Below are 24,568 nucleotides of genomic sequence, written 5' to 3' on the forward strand. Positions count from 1 at the left end.
AACGTTAAAATTTAATTCTTTGTTATAGATTTTAAGAGTTTACTATGAATATTTTGAACCTGAAGTTTTGTGTCTTTTAAATCGGTATTATTAATTACAAAATCTGAACATTCTGTCTTTTGTTGGTCAGTCCATTGGTTATTCATGATTGCCTTAACCTTAGCTTCAGACGAGTTATCACGTTTAATTACTCGATTTAGTCTAGTCTGTTCTGGTGCTACGACAGTAATAATATAATCGTATTTGCCTTGACTTCCGTTTTCAAAAATTATAGCGACTTCGCTAATAACGTATGGTGCGTTTTGTTTTTTTACCCAATTAGAAAAATGTTTTGCAACTTTTGGGTGCACAATTGCATTCATTTTTTTTAGTAAAGCTTGATTACTAAATATCTGACTAGCAATAAAAGGTTTATTTAATGTATCCTCAACGTAAGCACTATCTCCAAAAAGCTTAATTAATTTACGTTTAATAACTTTAGAACGATCCATTAATGCTTTGGCTTCATTATCAGCAATATAAACTGGCACATCTAATGCTTTAAAATAATTAGCAACTGTAGTTTTTCCGCTACCTATACCTCCTGTTAAGCCTACTATTATTGGTGTCATTCTGTAATTATAAATTCAATTTTTTGTTGCAATAACCTAATGTTTTTAACATTATTTGGCTGTTTAATTAATTTTGGTGCTAAAGTTGTATTTCCAGAAGCATCGTTATAATCGCAAACGATATTAAAATCTTCTGACTTTATTGTATTAAATTTTTCCAAGCTTGTGGTAAAACTTAATGACACTTGCTTTGGAAAATAGTTAACTTTTACTCCTTCCGGAATATTAATTATTTGGATTGGAATGTCTAAAACGCCTTCAGAGAATTTAGAAACATTAACCATCAACTTAGCTTGCGTTATATTGGTTTTAATATTTTTATTTAAACTATCCAATTGCAGTAACAACGTTTTATTTACATCGGATTTCACCTCTTTTAATTCTAAATACTGAGTCTTTACTTTACTAATTGTTTTTAAAACAGAACTTGGCCCAATTAACTTAACACTATCTGGTACAGTTTTTAAAGTATCTAAAGTGTTGTACCCTTTAGCATATTGAATTTTAGAGTCTAAGATTATTGGTACATATTTTACATCATTGACATCAAATCTAAAAAGTAGTGTGTCCGGATTAATACTGATAATCTTTTCTTCTTTATCAAACTGTTTATTAATATTTGAGAACCCTTTGGAAACACTCCAAATTAAAGTTGAATCTTTTTTTGAAATGTCTGTTTTAAAATTAATATCTAATTCTGGTCTTTTAATAGCATACCTAAGCCAATTAAAACCTGTAGTTTGTATTGTAATATCAAGCTCTGGATTGTTTGAATTTACTATTACATGCGTATCACTAATATCCTTAGGTTTTACTTTAAAGGCTAATGTGGCTGTATATACTTTAGATAATTTTGTTAAAACTAAAATTGAAAAAGCTAAAACAAAAAACAGTAAAAATATATTGATCTTTTTACTTTTAAACAATCCTAATATTTTCAATTTAAGTTTTTGCATGCCTTAATTTTTAAAAAATAAATGAGGAAAAATTACTTCGGGTTTTTCTGACTTAAAATGTAATAATATTGTTGACTTTAAAAATCCGTAACCATATCCAAAAAACTGAATGGATACTGCTAATAAAGCCTGAAAAGCAATAATAATATTTTTAGTTTTTAATACTGCTACAATAAAGATTAGACAATAATAAAATAACACTAAGTATAATGGTAAAAATAGATTAAACAGTGTTAAAAACAAAGCTATAATAACTCCAATAAAAAACATTGTTGGAAACCAATAGGTGATTTTTTTAGTTTGTGGATGCCACTTATTTAAAATAGGTCTTACGGAACCAAATTTATTAACTTGTTTATAAAATTTACTCCAAGATATACGTCTTTTATGGTACACATAAGCTTCCGGAAATAAAGTTGTTTTAAATCCTAAGTCCCATAGTCTAATAGACAAATCAGGATCTTCTCCAGGATGGATATTACCAAATCCTTTGGTCGCTTCAAATGCTAATTTTGATAATCCCATGTTAAAACTTCTAGGTTGAAACTTATCCAAACTAGATTTATTACCTCTAATGCCTCCTGTTGTAATTACAGACGTCATACTAAAATCTATAGCTTTTTGAAGATTTGAAAACGAATGATGTGCTTTATCTGGTCCGCCAAAACAGTCTACATAATTAAGTTTTAAACTAGCTTCTACCTCTTGTAAGTAGTGACTAGGCAATAAACAATCGCTATCTAAAATAATAAAGTAATTACCTTTAGCGTGTTGCATTCCAAAATTTCTGGAATCTCCTGGTCCTGAATTTGACTTAAAATAATAGGATATATCAAGCTTATCTATGTATTTATCTACGATAGCTTTAGACGTAATTGTAGATCCATCTTCTACAATTACAATTTCGTAGCTATAGTTACCTTTTAAGGTTAAAAAGCTTTCTAATAGCTCTTCAATCTCAATAGGACGATTATAAACAGGTATAATAAACGAAAAACTTAATTCCATATAACAAATGTAAGTTAAACGTATAAAAAAAGCCACCTAAAAAGGTGGCTTTTAATTGTATTAAAGTTTAAGATTATTTCTTAATAACTTTTATTGTTTCAGTAACATCTCCAATAGTAACTTTAACAAAGTATGCTCCTGACTGTAAGTCAGACATGTTTACTAGGTTATCTACACTATTAGGTGCGTTTCTGTACACTTCTTGTCCTAACATGTTATAAACTGATACATTAGAAATCTCTTTTTGAGCTTTTAATGTTAAGTTGTCATTAACTGGGTTTGGATAGTAAGAGAATAAAGCCTCTGTATTAAACTCAACTGTGCTTAAAGAAGACTCAGAAAGTAATAAAGTAAACGATCCTGGAGCTTGTGCTCTTGCAGTACCATCATCACTAACTCTTACATAGTAAGTAGTACCATCTGTTAATCCACCAACTACTGATGTATTACAAGCACCAACTGCTGTACCAGCACAATCTGTATAAACACCATATTGAGCAGCAGTTGTAGTCACTGTAACTTCTCCCGAAGGAGGTGCTACAAATGAGTACCATAAATCAGCAACTGCACCTGTAAAACAATCTGCAGTTACACCAGAATCTGTTGCTCCTGTATTATCTCCTGTAATTTCAACTCCTAGTGTTAATGCTTCAGCAGCTGTACATTCGTCGTTAGCAGGAGGTAAAGGTGTAGTATTTAAATTTAATGTGTAAGCACCAACTCCAGTAGCAGCATTACCATCTATGTAAATATAATAAGTCGTAGCTGTTGCTTCAGAATCAAAACAAACAAAACCACCACTTCCTGCAGTTGAACTATCGTCATCTCCTGCAACACAAACTAATGAGCCACAAGCTCCAGACCATACTTGAATCTCTGAATCAAAAGCATCAGCAGAATCCTCAATAGAAATAGATTCATTACCAGGAGAATTGTAAACATACCATACTCCAGTACCAAAAACAAGTGTTCCAGCGTTAGGTGAAGAATCTCCACCTGGATCACATGTTGTACCTACTGTTCCACCAGAACATACTGTTAAATTCTCTACATTAGTAGAGTAAGAAGTATCACCAGAGATTGAATCTCCAGCATTAATAGTAATTGCATTCTCACAAGCATCGTTTACTGGTGGTGGTGGAGCAAGGAAAACACATAAATCAAAATCAACATATGCAGTACCTGAAGTACTTCTTACATTCACAAAATAAGTTGTACCACTAGTTAAAGTAAAAGTTTGGGCTGCAGTAGTAAAACAAGTTGTACCTACTTGAGTAGTAGTCTCACAGTCTCCAGAATATAATGAAAGATAAGTTGTTGAAAATCCTGAATCAAAAGTTTCAGTAGCACTAAATACGTAGTTATTATCCTCAGTTGGTGTAAAAGTGTACCATACATCTTTATTAGTTGAAGAACAAGTTCCTGAAGCAGATGGTAAAGCACTGTTAGTTGTCCCAGAAACACTATTATCACATGAATCATCTGACGATAAAGTCAACTCAATAGCACCTTCACAAGTATCATTTGCTGGTGGTGGTGGTGGTGTTCCTATACAAATATCAAAATTAGAAGTTTGTCCTGCAGTACCTGTCCAAGAATAAACTTGTACAAAGTAAGTAGTTCCAACAGTCAAACCTGACGTTGAACTAGTATTAGGGTCCGAACAAGTTAAAGCTGTTCCTAAAGCTTCACAACCAGAAGTTGCATCATAAACTGCGTGATATAAATCCGTTGTTCCTCCTGTAATATTCTGTAAAGCGATTACGTGAGTGGTAGATGTAGCCATAAAACTATACCAAACATCATCATCTTCTGTTCCTCCACAAGCTGTTGCTATTCCAGAAGCTGTAGCTGCTGCTATAGTCCCAGAAGTTACATTCATACAATCTAAGTCTGCGTTTACAGTCAATGGTATTGCACCAGTACACTCATCATTAGATGGTGGACAAGCGTATGATAAAGTAGCTAACTCTAAGTTACATAAGCTATCTTGATCATGCTCAATAGTAATGTTTACATCGGTTCCTGGTGTGAAAGGTCCCACACTAACCATTCCTGTTGCTGTTGCTGGTGTACTTGAAACTCCTGCATCATTAGTAATAGTTACAGATGTCGCATCACCTAAACTAGTAACATCTACATCAATCATGTATGTTCCTGCTGCGCAATCTGTGGTTCCTACCACAGCAGTAGCTACAGGTGAAGTACAGGTTAAAGCTGGAACAATAGTTACCGTTATATTTGACCAATCTGCAGCTGAACCTGAATAAGTTTGATCTAAAACAATATCAAAAGTTCCATCCGCATCTGGATCGTAATCTGCAGTAAAGCTTCCATCAAATGTAATTGTTGTTGCAACACCACTATTCGCACTACCAGTAGATGGTGAATTAAAGTTTACAGTTCCAGCTGCTGTTGTTAAATCCAAATCACACTCAGAAGCCCAAGCATTATCTGTGCTTACCCAATCAATAGAAATACTAAAAGTAGCATAATTTCCAGATGGAACAGCAGCACTATTAGCAGCATCGTTAATATTTAAAGTCACAGGTGAACCCTCAGTTACACTTGTAGGTCCTGTAATTACAGGGAAGGTATGTTGAGCCATAGCCGAAAAACAGCTAATAAGAGCAACACACAATAATAAAGTAATTTTTTTCATCATAAAATTAGTATAAGTTAGTAATTAATTAATCATCTTCTAAAAATATTGATTTATTCTTAACCTAGCACTACCATACCCATCAAATCGACAAGAAGTCTTAAAAAAGGGTTAAAATACCATTAACCTTATGTTAAATGTAATTAATAGAATTGTAAGTTTTTACACACAACTGATTGCCAGTAGTTTAATCACATAAAAAAAGCCTTACATTTCTGTAAGGCTTTTTAAAATTATATTAGTAGTGTCTATTTATCAATACCATCTACAAATGCGCTCATAACTGCATCGCTAACTCCCATGTTACTAAAACCACCATCATGAAACAGGTTTTGTAAAGTCACACGCTTAGTTAAATCACTAAATAACGATACTGTGTAGTTTGCACAATCTAAAGCTGTAGCATTACCTAAAGGCGACATTTTTTCCGCGTAAGCGATAAATCCATCAAATCCTTTTACTCCGCTTCCTGCTGTAGTTGGTGTTGGCGACTGTGATATTGTGTTAACTCTAACTTTTTTATCTCTTCCAAAAAAGTAACCAAAACTACGTGCAATACTTTCTAAATAGGCTTTATTATCTGCCATGTCATTATAATCAGGAAAAACACGTTGTGCTGCCATATAAGTTAAAGCCACGATACTTCCCCATTCATTCATTGCATCTTGCTTGTATAACGTTTGCATTGTTTTATGAAAAGACATTGCAGAAACATCTGTTCCTTTTTGTGTCCAAGCATAGTTTTGATCTGTATAATGTTTTCCTTTTCTAACATTAATTGACATACCAATAGAGTGTAATACAAAGTCTATTTTACCTCCTAAGATTTCCATTGCTTGCGTAACAAGATTTTGTAAATCTTCCTCGCTTGTTGCATCTGCAGGAATTATTTGAGAGCCCGTTTTTTCTGCTAAAACATTAATTTGACCCATACGCATTGCAACTGGTGCATTTGTAAGTACAAAAGTACCACCTTCTTCATGGACACGTTCTGCTGTTTTCCATGCTATAGAGTTTTCGTCTAATGCTCCAAATATGATTCCTCTTTTTCCTTTTAATAAATTGTATGACATAACTTATAGTTTATCAGTTGATATGTTAGTTTATTATATTATCTGTCAAAGATAGTATTTAAAATTTTTTTAATTCGCTTTCGCGGAAATTTAGCCACTAATTTAATAGTTGTTTAGCATGTGCTATTGCCGAATCTGATAATTGAGTCCCTCCCAACATCTGAGCCAATTCTACAACACGCTCATCATAGTCCAATTTAACTAAATTAGTTGTGGTCACTTCATTAACGTCTTCTTTATAAACTTTGTAATGCGTGTTTCCTTTAGCTGCAATTTGTGGTAAATGGGTAATGCTAAAGACTTGCATTTTAGTACTCATTTGCGACATAATATCTGCCATTTTATTTGAAATTTCTCCTGAAACACCAGTATCAATCTCGTCAAACATAATACTTGGAAGCTTGACGTATTTTGATAAGATAGACTTAATAGCTAGCATTATTCTTGATAATTCTCCACCAGATGCTGCTTTTTTTAACACGTTAAATTGACCACCTTTATTGGCAGAAAATAAGAAGTTTAAATTATCCTTTCCATTATATAAAAACGTTTTGGATGTTTCTAAGCTTATATTAAACTGTGCATTTGGCATACCTAATTGCGTTAACAAGGCTTCTAATTGTTTTTTTAATTCTGGTATGGCTTTATTACGCTTATCTGTTATGTTTTTAGCTTCAGTATTTAATAATTTTTCTAAAGCTTTAATTTCTTCTTGCTTATCTATAATATCTTGGTCAGCATTTTCAGTTGCCTCTACTTTTTTAGATAATGCTTCTCTAATATCTATTAACTCAGTAATAGACTTGACTAGATGCTTTTGCATTAAGTTATTTATGGTCATAAGTTGAGCATTAACAACCTCTAGCCTATTTGGATCAGCGTCTAATTTGTCTTCAAAACGTTCGATATCAACCAAAACGTCATCTAAATCAATTAAACTACTAGTAACCCTATCCAATAAATCTTGATAAGTATTTGATATTAAAGCCAGTTTTTGAAAGGCTGCTTTAACTTCTCTAAGTGATGTTAAAACACCTGCTTGCTCTTCACTTAAAAGTGCATTAGCTTCTTCTAGTTTAAGTTGTATAGCTTCTACATTATTTAAAAGTTCATACTCTTCTTCTAGAGTTTCTAACTCGCCTTCTTTTAAATTTGCAGCAACTAATTCATTTAATAAAAACGAATTATAGTCATGTTCCTTAATTGCTTCAGCCTGAAATTGCTGTAACTGTTTTAGCTGCTTTTGTAATACTTTATGCTCTTTTAGATGCAGATTATATGCTTCTAAATTAGCTTCGGTACTTGCCAGTGCATCAATAACCTGAAATTGAAATGCGTCATCCACCAACTGTAATGTTTCGTTTTGCGAATGAATATCAATAAGATGTTCTCCTAAAGCTTGCAAATTAGACAAATTAACAGGCGAGTCGTTTACAAACGCTCTGGATTTACCTGATGGTAAAATCTCTCGTCTAATAATCGTTTGTGTGTCGTAGTCTAAATCTTGATCCTTAAATAGGTTTTTAAGTTTGTATTTAGAAATATCAAAAGAGGCTTCTATTATGCATTTTTTTTCAGGATTACGTAAACTAGATAAGTCAGCTCGTTTACCTAAAATTAATGATAAGCCTCCTAAAAGTATAGATTTACCAGCTCCAGTTTCTCCTGTAATAATGGTAAACCCATCATTTAAATTAACTTGAAGTTGATCAATTAGTGCGTAATTTTTTATGGTTAATCCAGTAAGCATTCTTAAAGTGAAAGGTTAAAATTTAAAAAGTGAAAAGTTTTGGTTTTACGCTTTTTAAGAATGAAAATAATTAGTGTCTAAAATTTTATATTTCTCCATTTAGAAGAGTGCATTGGCGCAACTTTATTTAAAGTATCGACCAGATTAGCAATATCTACACTTGGACCTTCGCTAAAAATCTGTTCTATCTCCTCTGCTTTTGCATCAAAAAATACACGAAGTAAATACGAGTTTGGACGTCTTCTGTTCATGTCATTAAATAAGCTTAAAGCTATAGCTATTTCGTTTTTTGCATCCTTTTGATTATCACTCATAGTGTCTAAACCACGTCTATGATAATTATATAATACGGTTCTAAACTCTTTAAATGTTGGTGATAACAAATTATCTATTAAAGCAAAACGACTTTGTAAACCATCTTCTAGCTTCCAACCAGAATAATTTTCTTGTTGAGAAAAATTTACAATATTTTGTGCTTGTCTAAAGTACTCATCTCCACCTTCTTGTTTGAAAGACTCGGCATCCATTCCTAAAATCATATGAATATGAAATGCTAAAACAGAGATTAAATTAGAAGCGTATTGTGTTGGATTATAAATTAGATTTTGAAACTCGACATACTCAAAAGTAAAATCTTTATCATTTATGTTATAGATAGGTGTTGTGTAACTTGAACCAAAAACAGGTCTTGACGATTGGACTTGTAAAGTTGCCTTGTAGCTATTACCAGAATATTCTCCAATATTAATTACAAAATTACAATCAATACGCTCTTGAGGTTCAACTTTTTTGTTTGTCCATTTTGTACCAGAAATAAACTCTTTTAATTGTTTTTCTAGTGTTTTAAATTGCTGTAAATTTTCGTCTCCTGTTAATTGTGCATTTACAACTACTGTTGCATTAAGCTCTTGAGCCTGTAATGAAAGACTAAAACAAATTAAAAATAGAAATAAAAGTTTACGCATTTAATGTATTTATTATAGTATTAAAAAGGTCCTTAGCAACTTCTGTTTTAGATTTTAATTGATACACAGTAGCTTCTTCTTCCTTGTTAATTAAAGTTACTTTATTAGTGTCTGACTTAAAACCTGCACCTTTGTCGTTTAACGAATTTAAAACAATTAAATCTAAATTCTTCTTTTTTAGCTTCAATTTTGCATGTTCTAATTCGTTATTAGTTTCTAAAGCAAAACCAACTAAAAATTGAGTTGTTTTTATTTGTCCTAAGGAGGCTAAAATATCTTTAGTCTTTTCTAGTTCTAAGGTTAACGTAGATTCTTTCTTTTTTATTTTTTGAGTTGCAACATTTTTTGGTTTATAGTCTGCAACAGCTGCAGATAAAATAGCAATGTCGGCACTGTTAAAATGTAAATGGGCTGCATCATACATCTCTTGTGCGCTAATTACAGGTATGACTGTTATTAAACTATGTTTTACTGTTTGATGTGTTGGACCAGAAATTAAAACAACTTTTGCTCCCAAATTTGCTGCTGCTTTAGCAATTTCAAATCCCATTTTACCAGAGGAATGATTACCTATAAAACGTACAGGATCTATAGCCTCGTAGGTTGGTCCTGCTGTAATTAAAACCGTTTTGTCTTTTAGTGGCAAACCACTGATAATATCATTTTCTATAAAAGAGACAATATCTTCTGGCTCTGCCATACGACCTTGACCAACTAAACCACTTGCTAATTCTCCTGATGTTGCAGGAATCATGACATTACCAAAGCTTTGAAGTGTCTTAAATGAGTTAACTGAAGAGGGATGAACATACATATCCAAATCCATTGCTGGTGCAAAATAGACTTTACATTTAGCAGAAAGATATGTTGCTAATAATAAATTATCGCACGTACCATTTGCCATTTTAGATAGTGTATTGGCTGTTGCTGGCGCAATAACCATATAGTCTGCCCATAGCCCTAACTCTACGTGGTTATTCCACATAGCGTTATCATCTTGATCGTTGGTAAATGTTGAGTGTACTGGATTTTTGGAAAGCGTAGACAGTGTGAGTGGTGTCACAAAGTCTTTAGAAGCAGGTGTCATAACGACTTGTACGTTTGCACCTGCTTTTATAAATGCTCTGACTAATGAGGCTGTCTTATAAGCAGCAATACCAGCACTGATGCCTAATAGTATGTTTTTGCCACTTAATATAGACATAGGTTTAGTCTTGGTTATCTTGCTCTGTATTTCTGTGGTATATTTTATTGTCTAACCACTCTTGTACTGCTAAAGCATGAGGTTTAGGTAATTTTTCGTAAAACTTAGACACTTCAATTTGTTCTTTGTTTTCAAAAATTTCTTCTAAGCTATCATTATATGTAGCAAACTCTTCAAGCTTTTCTATTAATTCTTTTTTAATTTCAGAATTAATTTGCTCTGCTCTTCTTGCAATTACAGAAATAGCTTCATAGATGTTATTTGTTGGTGCATCTATCTCGTTTCTATTGTAAGTCGTTGTTGTTAACGGAGCGTCGATTTTTTTTAAATCCATAATATATTAGCTTTTAGTACTATATTTTTCTAATTGTTCTTTTAAATCCTCTACCTGTTTATCTGCATCTTTAATAAACTCTGACTCTGCATTTGTTTTTTTAAAGTTGTTATAATATGCGATAGCTGTATTTAATCTTTCTTCTTTTTTATACTCTACACTTTTCATTGCTAATTGGTAAGCAGAATCAAAACGGTAATACAACGCTTTTTCACGTAAGGTTGTACCAGGAAAATCTGCAATAAAATTATCAAATGAACTAATAGAAGCTTTAAAATCTGAAATATGATTGTATTGCTTAGCAATACTGTATGCTTTTAATTCTAATTTATATTGTAACTCTTTAACCAACTCGTTAATTTTTGGCATGTATTGCGAGTCTGGATATAAGTTAGCAAACAATTGTAATTGCTCTAGTGCATGATCTGTATCGTGTTGATCTTTAGAATACACTGGAGATAATTGCGCATAACTTAATGCACTTTTATAGTATGCTTCTTCTACTTTTTCGCTTCTAGGATACGCAGATGCAAAACGCTCAAATCTATAACCTGCTAAATAATGGTCTTCTAAATGAAAATAACTATCAGCATCTAAAAACATCAATTTTTCTGCTTGAGGCTTCCCTCTGTATGCAGGAACAATTTGAGTAAATAAACGACTTGCCTTGTTATACTTACCTTCATTATAAAGTTTTTCACCCATTGAAAACTTAACAGCAACATCTTCAGACTTTAATGCCTTTTGATACTCGCTACAAGAAGTGAAAACTAAAAATGTAATTAAGATGTAAAGTAAATTCTTCATAAAATTTTAACGAAGCGCAAAAATACGCTATTTAAATGGATTTTAAAAATATAATTTGATTGCTAAATTAATTGAAGAAATCAAGTTGGACTTAGGTTTAAGTATAATTTAACTTTTACTAAAATTAGTCATAAAAGTATTTATACGACTTTGTAATTGTGTTGTAGCAGTAACTAAAGGTAATCTAACGGTTGTATTACATAACTCAAGGCTATTTAATACTGCCTTAATACCTGCTGGATTATTTTCTTCAAAAATCATGTTAACTATATCCATCATTTTAAAATGAAGTTGATACGCTTCCTTGTTTTTACCTTCTAAACCTAGATTTATCATTGTAGAAAAAGCTTTAGGTAACCCTTGTCCTATTACGGATATTACTCCTGCTCCACCTGCTAAAACAATACCTAAAGCTAAGTCGTCGTCTCCTGATATAACAGAAAAATTGTCTGGTTTATCTCTTAGTAATTCTAAATATTGAGCCACATTATTACCAGCTTCTTTAACCGCAACGATATTATCAAAATCTTTTGCTAAACGCAACGTTGTTTCTGGTGTCATATTTTTTGAAGTTCTGCCAGGAACGTTATATAAAATTATATCAATTGGACAGACTTGTGCAATCGCTTTAAAGTGCTGATACATACCTTCCTGAGTTGGCTTACTATAATAAGGCGATACAGATAGTATTCCAGCAATACCTGTAAAGTCAGTAGCTTTAATTTCTTCTACAACCTGTGCAGTGTTACTACCTCCAATACCTAAAACTAATGGCACACGTCCTTTGTTATACTTTATAATAGCAGCAACTATATCCTGTTTTTCTTGCTTTGTAATTGTAACACTTTCTCCAGTTGTACCATTTATAACTATATAATTGATACCATTGGTAATGTTATATTCTACAATATTTTCTAGCGCTTTGTAATCTACTGATAAATCATCATTGAATGGCGTTACAATTGCTATTCCTGTGCCTAAAAAAGGGTTATTCATTACTTAATTTATTTAAAATGTTTAGGTATTTTATAATTTCGGTTTTAAAGATGTTTTTATCTTTTATTGTAATATCTATAATTAAATCATTTACGTCAGGATTAGCATTATGCAAACCTACCTTTAAGTCGGCATTGGCTGATGCACTAACAACTTGCAAAGCTAAGGAATCGGTTTCATAAAAGTTAATCAACAAATCAAATTTATTGTCTAAAAAATCTTTAATTGTTTGTGATTTAAATTGTCCTTTCCAAGCAAGTTCTTTTTCAGAAAAAATATGGTTATAAACAGACGTTTCGTTTTTTTTGCCATTAAAAAGAGATAAGATTTTTAAGTCCTTAGCGTTAATTTTTAATTGCTCTGACAAACTATTAATCCATTCTGGATCAGAAAACTCATGACTATTTACTAAGACTCCAACATGTTTGATCCTGTTTGCGTTTGGTGCAATTACACGACTTTGCGCACATTTAATAATGTACTTTTTATTAGATTTTTCTTTAAAACCTTTTAAAATCATTTATCTTTATTCCTTTATTACAAATGTAGTAATTGTAACTATATTAGCTTTAAATTATTCAACATTAAATATGAAATACAAACATCTTTTCATCTTGCTTTTAATTATTGTTTTAAACTCTTGTAAGCAAGACACTTACTCGTTGAGTAAAATAGAAGGTAAACAGATTACAATTACAGACACTTTAGCAACAGATAAATCTATCGATGACTTTGTAAAACCTTTTCGCGAAAGCATAAATAAGGACATGGACGCTGTTTTGTCTTACGCTCCAGAAACTTATAGCAAAAGTGATGGTGATTTAAATACAGCAATTGGTAATCTTATGGCTGATGCTGTTATGCAAGAAAGTAATCCTATTTTTAACAAACGCACTGGAAAAAATATAGATGCTGTTATCCTAAATCATGGTGGTATAAGATCTATAATTTCTAAAGGAAATATTACCACTAGAACTGCTTTTGAAATTATGCCTTTTGAAAACAGCATTGTAGTAGTCGCACTAAAAGGACAACAAATAGATAGCATGACACATTATTTAAGTCAGGCTAAGCGTGCACATCCTGTAAGCGGAATACAATTAACACTGGATAAAACGTATAATATTACACAGGCTTTAATAAACAACAATCCAATTGAAAAGGATAAAACCTATTACGTTGCGACTAATGATTATCTATATAATGGAGGAGACAGAATGCGATTTTTTCAGGTAAATGATAGCCTATATACTCTTGATTATAAAATAAGAAATGCGATGATAGACTACTTTAAAAAGACTGACACTATCAAACCTGTAATTGACAATAGATTTATCCAAACTAAATAACCACATAATGAAACGTAGAGATTTTATACAACAAGCAACAGCAGCTACAGCTTTAATTACAGTTGGTGGTTATGGATTACAATCGTTTGCAACATCTTCAAAATCTAAAAAAATAACGATTTTACATACTAATGATGTGCACAGTCACATTGATGCTTTTGGACCAGAGGATGGTAGAAATGCAAATAAAGGTGGTGTGGCTAGACGTGCAACTTTAATTGAAAACATTAGACAAAACAATCCTAATACATTACTATTAGACGCTGGAGATATTTTTCAAGGCACACCATATTTTAATTACTATGGTGGCGAATTAGAATTTAAGTTAATGAGTAAACTTAAATACGATCTAGCTACAATAGGGAATCATGATTTTGATAATGGTATAGATGGATTATATGCCCAATTACCTCATGCTAGCTTTGGATTTGTATCTGCTAACTATGACTTTAAAAATACAGTCATGGATACTCATGTAAAACCATATCAAATATTTAAAAAAGAAGGTATTAAAATTGGTGTTTTTGGATTAGGAATTCAATTAGATGGTTTAGTTGACAAAAAAATGTACAAAGAAACTGAGTATTTAGATCCAATTGAAGCTGCACAAGAAATGACACGTATTTTAAAAACCGACGAGAAATGCGATCTTATTATTTGCTTGTCACATTTGGGATACAATTACAGCAAAACGCCTGATAAAATAAGCGATTTAAGCTTAGCTAAAGCGACTAAAGATATTGACTTGATTATTGGTGGACACACACACACTTTTTTACCTAAGCCAACCGTTGCTCAAAATCTAGAAGGTAAAAACGTATTAGTTAACCAAGTAGGTTGTTATGGTATAAATTTAGGTAAAATAGACTTTTACTTTGATGCAGATAGTACTAAAAAAGCAGAAGGAACTTCTATTATTGTATAAAACTAAGCGATTTCAGTTTTTTTTTGAGTGGATTTATATTTAATTTTAATGTAAACGTATAGAAAGTAAAAGCCTACACCTATTAAAGCAGTGTACACCATTTGTAGTAAATACGCTGAAGATATAAACAAATAAGCGACTTGTACCATTTCGGAAAAAACGATGCAAACACTGGCCAAAAACAATAGCAATCCTTGTTTGGTTTCGTGATATAAATAATGTATTAATGATAGTGATAGCACTAACAATATCAATACATTATATGTTACTTCTATGATAAAATCCAACGAGTATACTGCTAACTTTGCATCTTGCATTATCATCTGATTTAACACATAAATTATATATGCATTAAATATTAACAAGACAATTATATGCAACTTAAATTCCTTTAATAACAACTTGATATTAAAATCTTTAACTAGAAAAATAATTAAGGAAGTGTAAGTAGCTATTACTAGATAATTAGCAAGATAATAAGCCATAGTATCATTTCCGTAAAAGACAATTTTAAGAATTTCTACTAAAGAAAATCCAATAAGAAAAAAACCAAAATAATGGTTGGTTTGCTTAGTCTGACTATAGTATAAATAGGCAAAAAACGGAAACACTAAAATCCAGGAATAATCAGACAATGTTGGCGCATCAAATATGCGTCCAGCCATAGTAAGTATTACGAGAATCACTAAAATTATCGATACTAAATTAAACTTTGTTAACTTCATTATTATTTATTTGGGATGACAAATATACAAATAATTTGTTATTAAACGATAAAACAAGCTTTTAATCGGCTATTAACACATTTATTCTAAGCTCTTTAAGAAATCATCTTCTGAAATCATGTCTATATTTAACTTATCGGCTTTGTCTTTTTTACTTGGTCCCATATTGTCTCCAGCAATTATATAACTTGTTTTTGAAGAGATAGAACTACTTACTTTTCCGCCATTATCTTCAATAAGCTTTTTCAACTCAGTACGTGATACTTTATAAAATACGCCTGAAACTACAATATTATGTCCTTTTAACTTATCTGTTTGGTTGGCTAACTTTTCTGCAGAGATTTGTAATTGTAAACCATATTGCTTAAGTCTATCAATGACTTTTTGATTTTCTGGATTTGAGAAAAAGTCGACTACACTTTCAGCAATTCGGACACCTATTTCATTAACCTGCTCTAAATCAATTACAGATGCAAAAGCAAGTGCATCAATACTTTTATAATGTTTAGCTAGCGTTTTTGCAACCGTCTCTCCAACAAACCTGATACCTAACGCGAATAAAACACGTTCAAACGGTATTTGTTTTGACGCTTCAATACCTGCAATTAAATTATCCGCACTTTTATCTGCCATGCGCTCTAACGGTAAGATTTGGTCTTTAGTTAGATCGTACAAGTCTGCATAATTATGGATTAATCCTGCATGAACTAAAAGCGCGACAGTCTCGCCTCCCAAACCTTCAATATCCATTGCTTTTCTAGAGATGTAATGCTGAATACGTCCTATGATTTGTGGATTACAACCATTGTAATTAGGACAAAAATGTTTAGCCTCACCTGCTTCCCTTTGTAATAATGTATTACATTCTGGACAATGTGTTATATACTTTGTAGGCACAGAGTTATCTGGTCTTTCAGAAAAATTTACTGCTATAATTTTAGGTATAATTTCGCCACCTTTTTCAACAAAAACAGTATCACCTTCTCTTATATCCAGTTTTTCAATTTGATCTGCATTATGTAAAGATGCACGTTTTACAATTGTACCAGCCAATTCTACTGGTTCTAAATTTGCAACAGGAGTTATAGCTCCTGTTCGACCAACCTGATAAGTAATAGTATTTAAAATAGTACTAACCTGTTCTGCTTTAAACTTGTATGCCATAGCCCAACGTGGCGCTTTGGATGTAAAACCAAGCTCGTCTTGATGATGCAAATTATTAACTTTTACTACAACACCATCAGTCTCATAAGGTAATTCATGTCTAGCAGTATCCCAATGATTTATAAAAGCAAATACGTCATCAATGGTTTTACACAATTTAATTTCATTTGGGACTTTAAATCCCATTTGTCTTGCTTTTTCTAAGCTTTCAAGGTGCGTTTTATAATCAAAATCGCCACCTACTAAACCATACAACAAACAATCTAAAGGTCGTTTTGCAACCTCTGCACTATCTTGTAACTTTAAACTTCCAGAGGCTGTGTTACGTGGGTTTTTATAAGGCTCTTCTCCATTAGCAAGTCGCTCCTCATTCATTTTATTAAAACCATCAAAGGGTAAAATAATTTCACCTCTAATTTCAAACTCTTCAGGAAAACTACCTTTTAATTGTAAAGGGACAGAATTAATTGTTTTTACATTAGCAGTAACCTCGTCTCCTTGCATACCATCACCTCGTGTAACCGCTTTTAATAAACTTCCATTTTGATATGTTAGATTTATGGAGGCACCATCGTATTTTAATTCACACACATAGTCTATCTCACCATCTACCATCTTCTTAACTCGTGCTTCCCAATCTTTTAAATCTTCAAGAGAATAGGAATTATCTAAACTATACATCCTATGCTTATGCACAAGTGTATTAAAATTTTTTGTCACTTGACCTCCTACACGTAAGGTTGGCGAAGTTGCATCAAAAAATTCAGGATGCGCTTCTTCTAAAGCTTGTAATTCTTTTAATTGTATATCAAAATCATAATCGCTAATTGTCGGACTGTCTAAAACATAATAATTATAATTATGTTCTCTTAACTGTTCTCTTAATGCGTTTATTTTTAATTGTATGTTCATATTATATGCCTTCTAGCAATTCTAAAAATTGCTGTTTAATCTTGTATTTATAATAAAAATAATTTTCTGAATCCGAATAGCACTCTGATGCTCCCCAAAATTTCACAATAAATTCTTTATTGCTTAACCAATAGACTTCCATGTCATCAGAGATTTTTTTAAAAGTTATATGATCATAGTTTTCCTCCAAATTATAATATAACTCAAAAGCCTTTATGATTTTACCATCCACTATTTTGTCTATAAATAATGTACGCTGGCTAGGACACTCGGTATCATAATCTATAGAAACTACTATATCTTTTTTAGGCGATACATGAGGATAACCTCCTGCGTATTGGTCTAATAATTCTCCTGTCTCTTGACTAATAAAATCAAAACGTTGATAATCAAAAACCATGTGATAATGCACCAAAAACACATCTTTAAAACCTGAATTTTTAAAGACATTATATGTTTTTGTTGGACTAAACTCCGAGTTGTAAGTCGTGTCTTTATACATTACTTTTTTACCATTTTTTGCCAATAAGGTTAACACGTTATCCTTCTTGTAAAGTTTAGTAACATCTATACTATTGGGTTGATATAAAATTCGGTTTTTATACTCATTAATATCAACTTGCTTTACATCAAATAACTCACTAAGCGCAATTGGTTGTAAATTTTCTCCTTTAACAATTAAGCCATCATAATTGTAATGATTACCATCATCGCTATAGGGTTTAAAAAAATAAGCTTCAGGCACGTAGCCTATATTTGCGTTATCAATATAAAAATTCTGGTCTTTTTTTAAAGCTTTAGGATTAATAATCACTTTAGCTTTGCGACTATAGACAACTTGACCATTATCTATAATTTTTGTTTTATTATCCGTATAATCAATAACAGAAACGGTTTTTAAATACTCAAACTCACCTACTTTATTACCCAAACTATCCCTAATGATTAAACCGTTTTTAGACTTTACAATCCGTTGATCAAAGTTTACTTTAAAATAATCTAAAGTTTGATAATCTATTAGTGGTAAATAATTAAATTTAATACTATCACTTTGCTTTTCAAATGTTCCGTTAGGGTTTAAATAGTAATGGATAGCCTTATTAAGCTGTTTGTCATGAACAAATAACTTATTATTATAAACATAAGTTTCGGTTTGATTAATTTTATGTGTCAAATTATAATAAGACACGTCAATAGCATCTATAAATTGGTAGTTATTAGTGTAGGTCACTAATTTATAATCCATGACTTGGTCTTCAATAAACTTGTAAATTACAAACGCTTTAAATGCTTTACTAAAATTTAAATTTAAAGCCATTCCAAATTTAGTAATCGTATCCTGAGTATTAAATAACTTTTGTGTTTCAAGTACCTTATTATCTTCTTCAGATAAAATACTAAACGTATTAAATAGTCGTGAAGTAATTAAATGTGGTTTTTTTAGATCAACATATCCTACACTACCTAAAAATTCATCCTCAAAACGGTCAATAAAAACACTATTATCTACTGCTTTTTTAACAGCAGGCGTTACCATTTGTTTATCGGTTTTTTTACAACCTAAAACTAACACAAATAGTAGTATGTAATATATTACTTTCATTATTGTTTAACACCACTAATCATTCGGTCTTTACCAAAAAAATCTTGTTTTAATTGTACATTTTTAAACCCATTATCGGTCAATAAAGCTATCATTTCTTTACCTAAATATTCATTTATTTCAAAAAATAATTCGCCATTAGTTTTTAAGTATTGCGCAGCAAATTTTGTAATCGCTTTGTAAAAAATTAACGGATTATCATCAGACACAAACAAGGCTAAATGTGGCTCGTTATCTAACACGTTAGACGTCATTGCTTGCTTTTCCAATTGTCTCACGTAAGGAGGGTTAGACACAATAGTATCAAATTTTAAATCCTTAAAAATATTTTTCCAAGCAGTATCTTCTAAAATACTGGCTTCAATAAAATCCACGTTTACTTTATTTAATAAGGCATTTTGTGTGGCTGTTTTTATCGCTTTCGCGGAAACATCAAGCCCAAAAATAGTTGCTTCAGCTAAATTTTTGGCCAGGCTAATGGCAATGCAACCACTACCAGTTCCTATATCTAAAACCGAAGCATTATGTCCTTGTTCTTTATTGTCATAACTATCTAAAACCAATTGCACTAACTCCTCTGTTTCTGGACGTGGTATTAAAGTGTTTGGGTTAACCTTAAAAGGCATTCCAAAAAACTCAGTTTCACCTAATATATATTGTATGGGCTGTTGTTGCTCTAGGCTTTCTAAAGCTTTAAATATCTGAATTTTCTCCTCCGTTGTCACACTTAAATTAGTATTTAAAGCCACATCCAATCTAGAAATATTACAATAATGCTCTGTCAACATAAAAAAAAAGGTAAAGACTTCGTCTGGACCATAAATGTCATCTAGTTCCTTGTGGAATAATGCTTTTAAATCTTTAATTAACATAGGCTGATATTATAGTTGTTTTTCCATCCAAATACCACAATTAAAATGTCCTGTACTACCTAATGGACCATTTAAATGCTTAAAACCGTTAGATTCGTAAATATGTATGGCTTCTTTTAAAATAGGAATAGTTTCTAAATATGCCTTTTTAAACCCTTGATTTTTACCTTTTTCCAGACATTTTAGAAATAGTTTTTTACCAAAACCTTTTCCGCGTAAGCGATTAGAAAAATACATTTTCTGAATTTCAAATACCTCCTCTTCCATTCCATGCAAAGGTTTTAAACCACCTCCTCCTTCAACTTTTCCATCAACGACTACTACGTAATACGTCGATTTTGGCTCTGCATAGGCTTCAAACATTTTTGGTGTCTCAGGATCAGCATATGCTGTCCCAACTAAAGGCAAATTATATTCTATAAAAACCTCGCGAATGACAGCCTCTATTTGAGGATTATCATGTGGCTGGATTTCTCTTATTTCAATAATAGTATTACTCACTTTTATATAGTATTTTTGTGCCTTATTTTAGAGGATGAAGATACATTAAATCCAAAAAAAGACCCATGAAGAAAGCACTTATTTTATTAACAATATTAACCTGTTTTTTTAACTGTAAAGTGACTGAAAAACCAGAATTTATTAGAGTTGAAAACATAAAAGTATTGGAGTCTTCTTCAAAATTTATCACCATCACAGCAGATGCTCTTTTTTTAAATCCTAATAGTATTGGTGGTAAAATTAAAACTGATGGCATCAAAGTATTGGTAAACAACAATCATATTGGTGCTGTTTCAAGCGTTAGTTTTGACGTACCTTCACGACAAGAATTTACAATACCACTTCAAGCTAAAATACCAACAGACAGCTTACTAAGTAATAAAAACTTAAGCAGTTTATTAGGTAGTTTTTTTAGCAAAAAAATAAAAATTCAATATCTTGGAGATATTAAATACAAAATTTTAGGTTTTTCTCATTCTTACCAAGTCGATCGTACAGAGGACATTAAAATAAAGTTATAATTTTGAATGATCAATTTTACATAAAACGCGCGTTGCAAATAGCCAAAAGTGGATTGGGACAAACACGTCCAAATCCAATGGTTGGTTGCGTTATTGTTTTAAACAATCGTATAATTGGCGAAGGATACACTAGTAAATATGGTGGCAATCATGCAGAAGTAAATGCTATAAATAGTGTAAAAAACCAGTCCCTTTTAAAAGATGCTACTATTTACGTAACACTAGAACCATGTAGTCATTATGGTAAAACACCACCTTGTAGCGACTTAATTATCCACCATCAAATACCAAATATAGTTATTGGATGTATTGATGATAATCCTGACGTTGCTGGTAAGGGTATCAAAAAATTATTAGAAGCTGGTCGAAATGTAAAAGTTGGCGTTTTGGAAGCCGAATGCAAAGCACACCACAAACGCTTTTTTACTTTTCATAATAAAAAACGACCTTATATTATATTAAAATGGGCAGAATCTAACGATGGATTTATCGCACCAAAATCTAAAAATGAACAAAAACCTGTTTGGATTACCAACACTTATTCTAGACAATTAGTCCATAAATGGAGAGCTGAAGAGCAAGCTATATTAGTAGGTACTAATACCGTCATACAAGACAATCCAACGCTAGATGTTAGGGATTGGACTGGCAATAATCCATTACGTGTCGTACTAGATAAAAATAAAACCTTAAAAGCAGACCGCCATGTTTTTAACTCTAAAGCGGAAAGCTTATTAATTTACAATAAAGACAACACAACTCAAGAGGCTTTACAAAACACAACCTGGTCTATCCATCCACCAAACAATACAATGGTTGGAGATTTAAATTCAGGAGTAGATTTTAGTCAAAAAGAATCTCAAGCACAACAAATTTGTGATACTTTATTTAAACACAACATAAACTCTGTAATTATTGAAGGTGGCTCTAAAACATTACAACTATTTATAGATGCTGGACTTTGGGACGAAGCTAGAGTTTTTAAGGGTAAAACAATTTTTACCGAAGGTGTAAAAGCACCTAGGTTGCAAGGAGAATTAATTAATCAGTCATCCATTTTAGACGACTTACTATATATTTACAAAAACACTAATTAAGTTTTGCTTTAGCAAAATGATACTAACCCTATGATTAAAACCCTAATATTTGATTTTGGAGATGTCTTTATTAATTTAGATAAAGAAGGTGCAATGACCAACGCTTTAGAGCTGTTTGACGTTGATGAGTTATCCGAAGAAATCGTCGCTTTTAATAGTTTTTACGAACAAGGTCTGATAGACACTAACGAGTTTATAGATTTTTACATGGGTAATTTTCCAAAATTATCCAAACAACAAATCGTTGAAGCTTGGAACTACATTATTTGTGATTTTCCCGTCAAACGATTAGAGTTTATACAACAATTAGCAAAAGACAAAAAGTACAATCTAATATTACTAAGTAATACTAATGAGTTACATATTGATTGTATTAAAAATCAGGTATCGTTTTATGACGAATTTAAAAATGCGTTTGATAAATTTTACCTTTCACACGAAATACAATTGCGTAAACCAAACAAAGATATTTTTCAGTTTGTACTAAATGAAAACAACCTAAAACCAGAGGAATGCCTGTTTATAGATGATACTTCTGAAAACACAGAAACTGCTAGTAATTTAGGTATTAACGTATGGAATAACAATCCAAAAACAGAAGATATTATAGATTTATTTACCATTAAAAAAGACTTGTTTTAATGTATTTACTACTTAGTATTTGTGCGTCTACATTAATTTTTGTCATCTTTAAAGTTGTTGGAAAACGCAATATAAATACACTACAAACTATAGTTTTTAATTATTTTACTGCTTTTACCTATGGTATTTTAAGCTACGATTCTCCAATAATAGTTAGTGACATTGTAAAATCCAAATGGTTTTTAGGCGCAATAGGTTTAGGATTTTTATTTATAGCCATTTTTAATGTAATGGCGTTAACAGCTCAACGTAATGGATTATCTGTAGCTTCTGTTGCTAGTAAAATGAGCGTTGTTATTCCTATTATATTTGGTTTGTTTTTTTATAACGAAAGTTTGGGTTGGCAAAAAGCATTAGGTATTATATTGGCTTTAATAGCAGTTTACTTAGCATCCTATAAAACAAAAACTGATCAACGTTTTTCAATAAAAACACTATGGTTGCCTATTGTCCTATTTTTAGGATCAGGTACTATTGATACGTCTATTAAATATATCGAAACGACTTATTTAGCAGACAATGGAATCCCCATTTTTTCAGCTAGCATATTTTTTATAGCTGGAGTGATTGGGATTGGCTTGCTTTCCGCGAAAGCGATACAAAAACAATTTACTTTTGACCCTAAAAGCATCGTGTCTGGTATTATTTTGGGTGTGGTTAATTACTATTCAATTTACATGTTATTAAAGGCTTTAAATGCCGAAAATTTTGAAAGCTCGACCATTTTTACGGTTAATAACGTAGCCATAGTCATGCTAACCACCTTAATAGGCTTGTTGATGTTTAAAGAGCGTTTATTAACTAAAAACTGGATTGGTATTGGAATTGCCATACTGTCTATAATATTAGTGACACTATCATAATTTATGGAAAAAGACACTTATAAAACAATTACTAAACCATCTGAAGAAGTCTTATTTAAAGATAAAAACTCTAAGTTTTTTGGGTATGCATTTCCTGTAAAAACAGAAGAAGATGTTAAGCAACATATTGAAGACTTAAAAAAACAACACCATCAAGCAAGACACTGGTGTTACGCCTATCAACTAGGTACAGAAACCATTGCCTACAGAGCAAATGATGATGGCGAACCAAATAATAGTGCTGGCATGCCTATTTATGGGCAAATACAGTCTTTTGATGTCACTAATATACTGATTGTTGTTGTTAGATATTTTGGAGGTGTTAAACTTGGTGTTGGAGGCTTAATTAATGCCTACAAAACTGGAGCTCAAATGGCTTTGGAAGCTTCAAAAATTGTAACACGAACCATAAATATTAAATACCTTATTAGTTTTGACTACAAAAACATGAATAAGGTCATGCGTGTTATTAAAGAGAAAAACTTAAAAGTTATCAACCAAAAATTAGAACTGGACTGCCAAATCACGATCTCTGTTAGAAAAAAAGAGGCGCAAACTATTTTTGAAATTTTTGATACAATTTACGAGGTTAAAATCAAAAATTTAGCTATTTAAAGCTTCTAAAAAATATTTAGGAGGTCTAGTAGGTTTTCTAGTTTTCATGTCTAAAAAAGCTAAAACTACTGTTGCTGTACATAAAATTTGTTGCAAATCATTCAGTATAATATATTCAAACTCAACCAGAGCAGTTGGCGCTTTTTTTAACGTAGTTTTTACTGTAATTACGTCGTCATAATATGCTGATTTTTTGAAATTTATAGACAACGATACAACTGGTAAACCAAGTCCTTCGTCCTCCATTTTTTTGTAAGAAATTCCTAGTTTACGCAACCACTCAATTCTAGCCATTTCTAGATATATTGCGTAATTACCATGGTGTACAATTCCCATTTGATCTGTTTCTGCATATCGTACTCTTATTTCAATTTCATCTTGCATTATGTCCATAGTCTTGATTTTTTTTTGTA

General features: G+C 31.6%; 25 protein-coding genes. 7 read left to right on the forward strand and 18 right to left on the reverse strand.

The annotated features are described in order from the left end of the window. Positions 1–11: 11 nt before the first annotated feature. The 12 genes from coaE to JM82_RS07015 form a co-directional block, all read right to left on the reverse strand. Positions 12–611 (reverse strand): dephospho-CoA kinase, encoded by a 600-nt coding sequence (gene coaE / locus JM82_RS06960; protein ID WP_145001992.1) that lies wholly within the window; start codon positions 609–611, stop codon positions 12–14. After that, entirely contained in the window at positions 608–1,567 is a 960-nt protein-coding gene (locus JM82_RS06965) for a CdaR family protein (RefSeq protein WP_145001993.1), read from the reverse strand. Before JM82_RS06965 ends, coaE begins: the two co-directional genes overlap by 4 nt. A gap of 3 nt (positions 1,568–1,570) precedes the next feature. Next, the gene (locus JM82_RS06970) at positions 1,571–2,575 is read right to left on the reverse strand and encodes a glycosyltransferase (protein ID WP_145001994.1); all 1,005 of its coding nucleotides are present in this window, start codon (positions 2,573–2,575) and stop codon (positions 1,571–1,573) included. 73 nt (positions 2,576–2,648) lie between these two features. Then, entirely contained in the window at positions 2,649–5,240 is a 2,592-nt protein-coding gene (locus JM82_RS06975; RefSeq protein WP_145001995.1) for a T9SS type A sorting domain-containing protein, read from the reverse strand. A gap of 245 nt (positions 5,241–5,485) precedes the next feature. Beyond that, positions 5,486–6,310, reverse strand: coding sequence for an enoyl-ACP reductase (locus tag JM82_RS06980; RefSeq protein WP_145001996.1), 825 nt, complete (start codon positions 6,308–6,310; stop codon positions 5,486–5,488). Between the two features lie 97 nt (positions 6,311–6,407). After that, positions 6,408–8,060: a DNA repair protein RecN gene (gene recN, locus JM82_RS06985; protein WP_145001997.1), complete on the reverse strand. Its 1,653-nt coding sequence runs from the start codon at positions 8,058–8,060 to the stop codon at positions 6,408–6,410. 77 nt (positions 8,061–8,137) lie between these two features. Next, positions 8,138–9,025 (reverse strand): DUF4835 family protein, encoded by an 888-nt coding sequence (locus JM82_RS06990; RefSeq protein ID WP_145001998.1) that lies wholly within the window; start codon positions 9,023–9,025, stop codon positions 8,138–8,140. Continuing rightward, positions 9,018–10,229, reverse strand: a complete 1,212-nt coding sequence (coaBC, locus tag JM82_RS06995) for a bifunctional phosphopantothenoylcysteine decarboxylase/phosphopantothenate--cysteine ligase CoaBC (protein ID WP_145001999.1) — start codon at positions 10,227–10,229, stop codon at positions 9,018–9,020. The genes JM82_RS06990 and coaBC overlap by 8 nt, the downstream gene beginning before the upstream one ends. A 4-nt stretch (positions 10,230–10,233) precedes the next feature. Continuing rightward, positions 10,234–10,563 carry a DNA-directed RNA polymerase subunit omega gene (locus JM82_RS07000; protein ID WP_145002000.1) on the reverse strand — a complete coding sequence of 110 codons (330 nt, stop codon included), beginning with the start codon at positions 10,561–10,563 and terminating at the stop codon, positions 10,234–10,236. A 6-nt stretch (positions 10,564–10,569) separates the two neighbouring features. After that, positions 10,570–11,370: an outer membrane protein assembly factor BamD gene (locus JM82_RS07005; RefSeq protein WP_145002001.1), complete on the reverse strand. Its 801-nt coding sequence runs from the start codon at positions 11,368–11,370 to the stop codon at positions 10,570–10,572. Between the two features lie 108 nt (positions 11,371–11,478). After that, positions 11,479–12,366 carry a 4-hydroxy-tetrahydrodipicolinate synthase gene (gene dapA, locus JM82_RS07010; RefSeq protein WP_145002002.1) on the reverse strand — a complete coding sequence of 296 codons (888 nt, stop codon included), beginning with the start codon at positions 12,364–12,366 and terminating at the stop codon, positions 11,479–11,481. After that, positions 12,359–12,886, reverse strand: coding sequence for a DUF6913 domain-containing protein (locus tag JM82_RS07015; RefSeq protein WP_145002003.1), 528 nt, complete (start codon positions 12,884–12,886; stop codon positions 12,359–12,361). The genes dapA and JM82_RS07015 overlap by 8 nt, the downstream gene beginning before the upstream one ends. 70 nt (positions 12,887–12,956) lie before the next feature. Here JM82_RS07015 and JM82_RS07020 point away from each other — a divergent pair, with 70 nt between their 5' ends. Beyond that, the gene (locus JM82_RS07020; protein ID WP_145002004.1) at positions 12,957–13,715 is read left to right on the forward strand and encodes a 5'-nucleotidase C-terminal domain-containing protein; all 759 of its coding nucleotides are present in this window, start codon (positions 12,957–12,959) and stop codon (positions 13,713–13,715) included. Positions 13,716–13,722: 7 nt separating this feature from the next. Beyond that, on the forward strand, positions 13,723–14,640 hold the full coding sequence (locus JM82_RS07025; protein WP_145002005.1) for a bifunctional metallophosphatase/5'-nucleotidase: 918 nt from the start codon (positions 13,723–13,725) through the stop codon (positions 14,638–14,640). 2 nt (positions 14,641–14,642) lie between these two features. On the opposite strand, the gene JM82_RS07030 is transcribed toward JM82_RS07025, so the two are convergent. The 5 genes from JM82_RS07030 to JM82_RS07050 all read right to left on the reverse strand — a co-directional run bounded on the left by JM82_RS07030 (position 14,643) and on the right by JM82_RS07050 (position 20,417). Then, on the reverse strand, positions 14,643–15,365 hold the full coding sequence (locus JM82_RS07030; RefSeq protein ID WP_145002006.1) for a hypothetical protein: 723 nt from the start codon (positions 15,363–15,365) through the stop codon (positions 14,643–14,645). Positions 15,366–15,446: 81 nt separating this feature from the next. Continuing rightward, positions 15,447–17,441, reverse strand: coding sequence for an NAD-dependent DNA ligase LigA (gene ligA / locus JM82_RS07035; RefSeq protein ID WP_145002007.1), 1,995 nt, complete (start codon positions 17,439–17,441; stop codon positions 15,447–15,449). Between the two features lies 1 nt (position 17,442). Continuing rightward, positions 17,443–19,044: a hypothetical protein gene (locus JM82_RS07040; protein ID WP_145002008.1), complete on the reverse strand. Its 1,602-nt coding sequence runs from the start codon at positions 19,042–19,044 to the stop codon at positions 17,443–17,445. Next, entirely contained in the window at positions 19,044–19,916 is an 873-nt protein-coding gene (gene prmC / locus JM82_RS07045) for a peptide chain release factor N(5)-glutamine methyltransferase (protein ID WP_145002009.1), read from the reverse strand. The genes JM82_RS07040 and prmC overlap by 1 nt, the downstream gene beginning before the upstream one ends. 9 nt (positions 19,917–19,925) lie before the next feature. Further along, on the reverse strand, positions 19,926–20,417 hold the full coding sequence (locus JM82_RS07050; RefSeq protein ID WP_145002010.1) for a GNAT family N-acetyltransferase: 492 nt from the start codon (positions 20,415–20,417) through the stop codon (positions 19,926–19,928). Positions 20,418–20,482: 65 nt separating this feature from the next. Between JM82_RS07050 and JM82_RS07055 the strand changes: the two genes are divergently transcribed. The 5 genes from JM82_RS07055 to JM82_RS07075 are packed head-to-tail and all read left to right on the forward strand — an operon-like array spanning position 20,483 to position 24,155. Beyond that, positions 20,483–20,938, forward strand: coding sequence for a hypothetical protein (locus JM82_RS07055; RefSeq protein ID WP_145002011.1), 456 nt, complete (start codon positions 20,483–20,485; stop codon positions 20,936–20,938). Positions 20,939–20,940: 2 nt separating this feature from the next. After that, complete coding sequence (gene ribD / locus JM82_RS07060) at positions 20,941–22,035, forward strand: bifunctional diaminohydroxyphosphoribosylaminopyrimidine deaminase/5-amino-6-(5-phosphoribosylamino)uracil reductase RibD (protein WP_409994623.1); 1,095 nt, start codon at positions 20,941–20,943, stop codon at positions 22,033–22,035. A gap of 30 nt (positions 22,036–22,065) precedes the next feature. After that, entirely contained in the window at positions 22,066–22,677 is a 612-nt protein-coding gene (locus JM82_RS07065; RefSeq protein ID WP_145002013.1) for an HAD family hydrolase, read from the forward strand. Continuing rightward, positions 22,677–23,540 (forward strand): DMT family transporter, encoded by an 864-nt coding sequence (locus JM82_RS07070; protein ID WP_145002014.1) that lies wholly within the window; start codon positions 22,677–22,679, stop codon positions 23,538–23,540. Before JM82_RS07065 ends, JM82_RS07070 begins: the two co-directional genes overlap by 1 nt. A 3-nt stretch (positions 23,541–23,543) precedes the next feature. Further along, positions 23,544–24,155 carry an IMPACT family protein gene (locus JM82_RS07075; RefSeq protein WP_145002015.1) on the forward strand — a complete coding sequence of 204 codons (612 nt, stop codon included), beginning with the start codon at positions 23,544–23,546 and terminating at the stop codon, positions 24,153–24,155. On the opposite strand, the gene JM82_RS07080 is transcribed toward JM82_RS07075, so the two are convergent. Next, the gene (locus JM82_RS07080; protein WP_186439193.1) at positions 24,144–24,548 is read right to left on the reverse strand and encodes an acyl-CoA thioesterase; all 405 of its coding nucleotides are present in this window, start codon (positions 24,546–24,548) and stop codon (positions 24,144–24,146) included. The two genes, JM82_RS07075 and JM82_RS07080, sit on opposite strands and share 12 nt — an antisense overlap. Positions 24,549–24,568: the final 20 nt, after the last annotated feature.

It is taken from the genome of Olleya sp. Hel_I_94 (assembly GCF_007827365.1).
GTDB lineage: Bacteria > Bacteroidota > Bacteroidia > Flavobacteriales > Flavobacteriaceae > Olleya.

Bases quoted from the DNA above. Each gene is read 5' to 3' on its own strand.
- coaE (WP_145001992.1), bottom strand. From the start codon at position 611: ATGACACCAATAATAGTAGGCTTAACAGGAGGTATAGGTAGCGGAAAA.
- JM82_RS06965 (WP_145001993.1), bottom strand. From the start codon at position 1,567: ATGCAAAAACTTAAATTGAAAATATTAGGATTGTTTAAAAGTAAAAAG.
- JM82_RS06970 (WP_145001994.1), bottom strand. From the start codon at position 2,575: ATGGAATTAAGTTTTTCGTTTATTATACCTGTTTATAATCGTCCTATT.
- JM82_RS06975 (WP_145001995.1), bottom strand. From the start codon at position 5,240: ATGATGAAAAAAATTACTTTATTATTGTGTGTTGCTCTTATTAGCTGT.
- JM82_RS06980 (WP_145001996.1), bottom strand. From the start codon at position 6,310: ATGTCATACAATTTATTAAAAGGAAAAAGAGGAATCATATTTGGAGCA.
- recN (WP_145001997.1), bottom strand. From the start codon at position 8,060: ATGCTTACTGGATTAACCATAAAAAATTACGCACTAATTGATCAACTT.
- JM82_RS06990 (WP_145001998.1), bottom strand. From the start codon at position 9,025: ATGCGTAAACTTTTATTTCTATTTTTAATTTGTTTTAGTCTTTCATTA.
- coaBC (WP_145001999.1), bottom strand. From the start codon at position 10,229: ATGTCTATATTAAGTGGCAAAAACATACTATTAGGCATCAGTGCTGGT.
- JM82_RS07000 (WP_145002000.1), bottom strand. From the start codon at position 10,563: ATGGATTTAAAAAAAATCGACGCTCCGTTAACAACAACGACTTACAAT.
- JM82_RS07005 (WP_145002001.1), bottom strand. From the start codon at position 11,370: ATGAAGAATTTACTTTACATCTTAATTACATTTTTAGTTTTCACTTCT.
- dapA (WP_145002002.1), bottom strand. From the start codon at position 12,366: ATGAATAACCCTTTTTTAGGCACAGGAATAGCAATTGTAACGCCATTC.
- JM82_RS07015 (WP_145002003.1), bottom strand. From the start codon at position 12,886: ATGATTTTAAAAGGTTTTAAAGAAAAATCTAATAAAAAGTACATTATT.
- JM82_RS07020 (WP_145002004.1), top strand. From the start codon at position 12,957: ATGAAATACAAACATCTTTTCATCTTGCTTTTAATTATTGTTTTAAAC.
- JM82_RS07025 (WP_145002005.1), top strand. From the start codon at position 13,723: ATGAAACGTAGAGATTTTATACAACAAGCAACAGCAGCTACAGCTTTA.
- JM82_RS07030 (WP_145002006.1), bottom strand. From the start codon at position 15,365: ATGAAGTTAACAAAGTTTAATTTAGTATCGATAATTTTAGTGATTCTC.
- ligA (WP_145002007.1), bottom strand. From the start codon at position 17,441: ATGAACATACAATTAAAAATAAACGCATTAAGAGAACAGTTAAGAGAA.
- JM82_RS07040 (WP_145002008.1), bottom strand. From the start codon at position 19,044: ATGAAAGTAATATATTACATACTACTATTTGTGTTAGTTTTAGGTTGT.
- prmC (WP_145002009.1), bottom strand. From the start codon at position 19,916: ATGTTAATTAAAGATTTAAAAGCATTATTCCACAAGGAACTAGATGAC.
- JM82_RS07055 (WP_145002011.1), top strand. From the start codon at position 20,483: ATGAAGAAAGCACTTATTTTATTAACAATATTAACCTGTTTTTTTAAC.
- JM82_RS07065 (WP_145002013.1), top strand. From the start codon at position 22,066: ATGATTAAAACCCTAATATTTGATTTTGGAGATGTCTTTATTAATTTA.
- JM82_RS07070 (WP_145002014.1), top strand. From the start codon at position 22,677: ATGTATTTACTACTTAGTATTTGTGCGTCTACATTAATTTTTGTCATC.
- JM82_RS07075 (WP_145002015.1), top strand. From the start codon at position 23,544: ATGGAAAAAGACACTTATAAAACAATTACTAAACCATCTGAAGAAGTC.
- JM82_RS07080 (WP_186439193.1), bottom strand. From the start codon at position 24,548: ATGGACATAATGCAAGATGAAATTGAAATAAGAGTACGATATGCAGAA.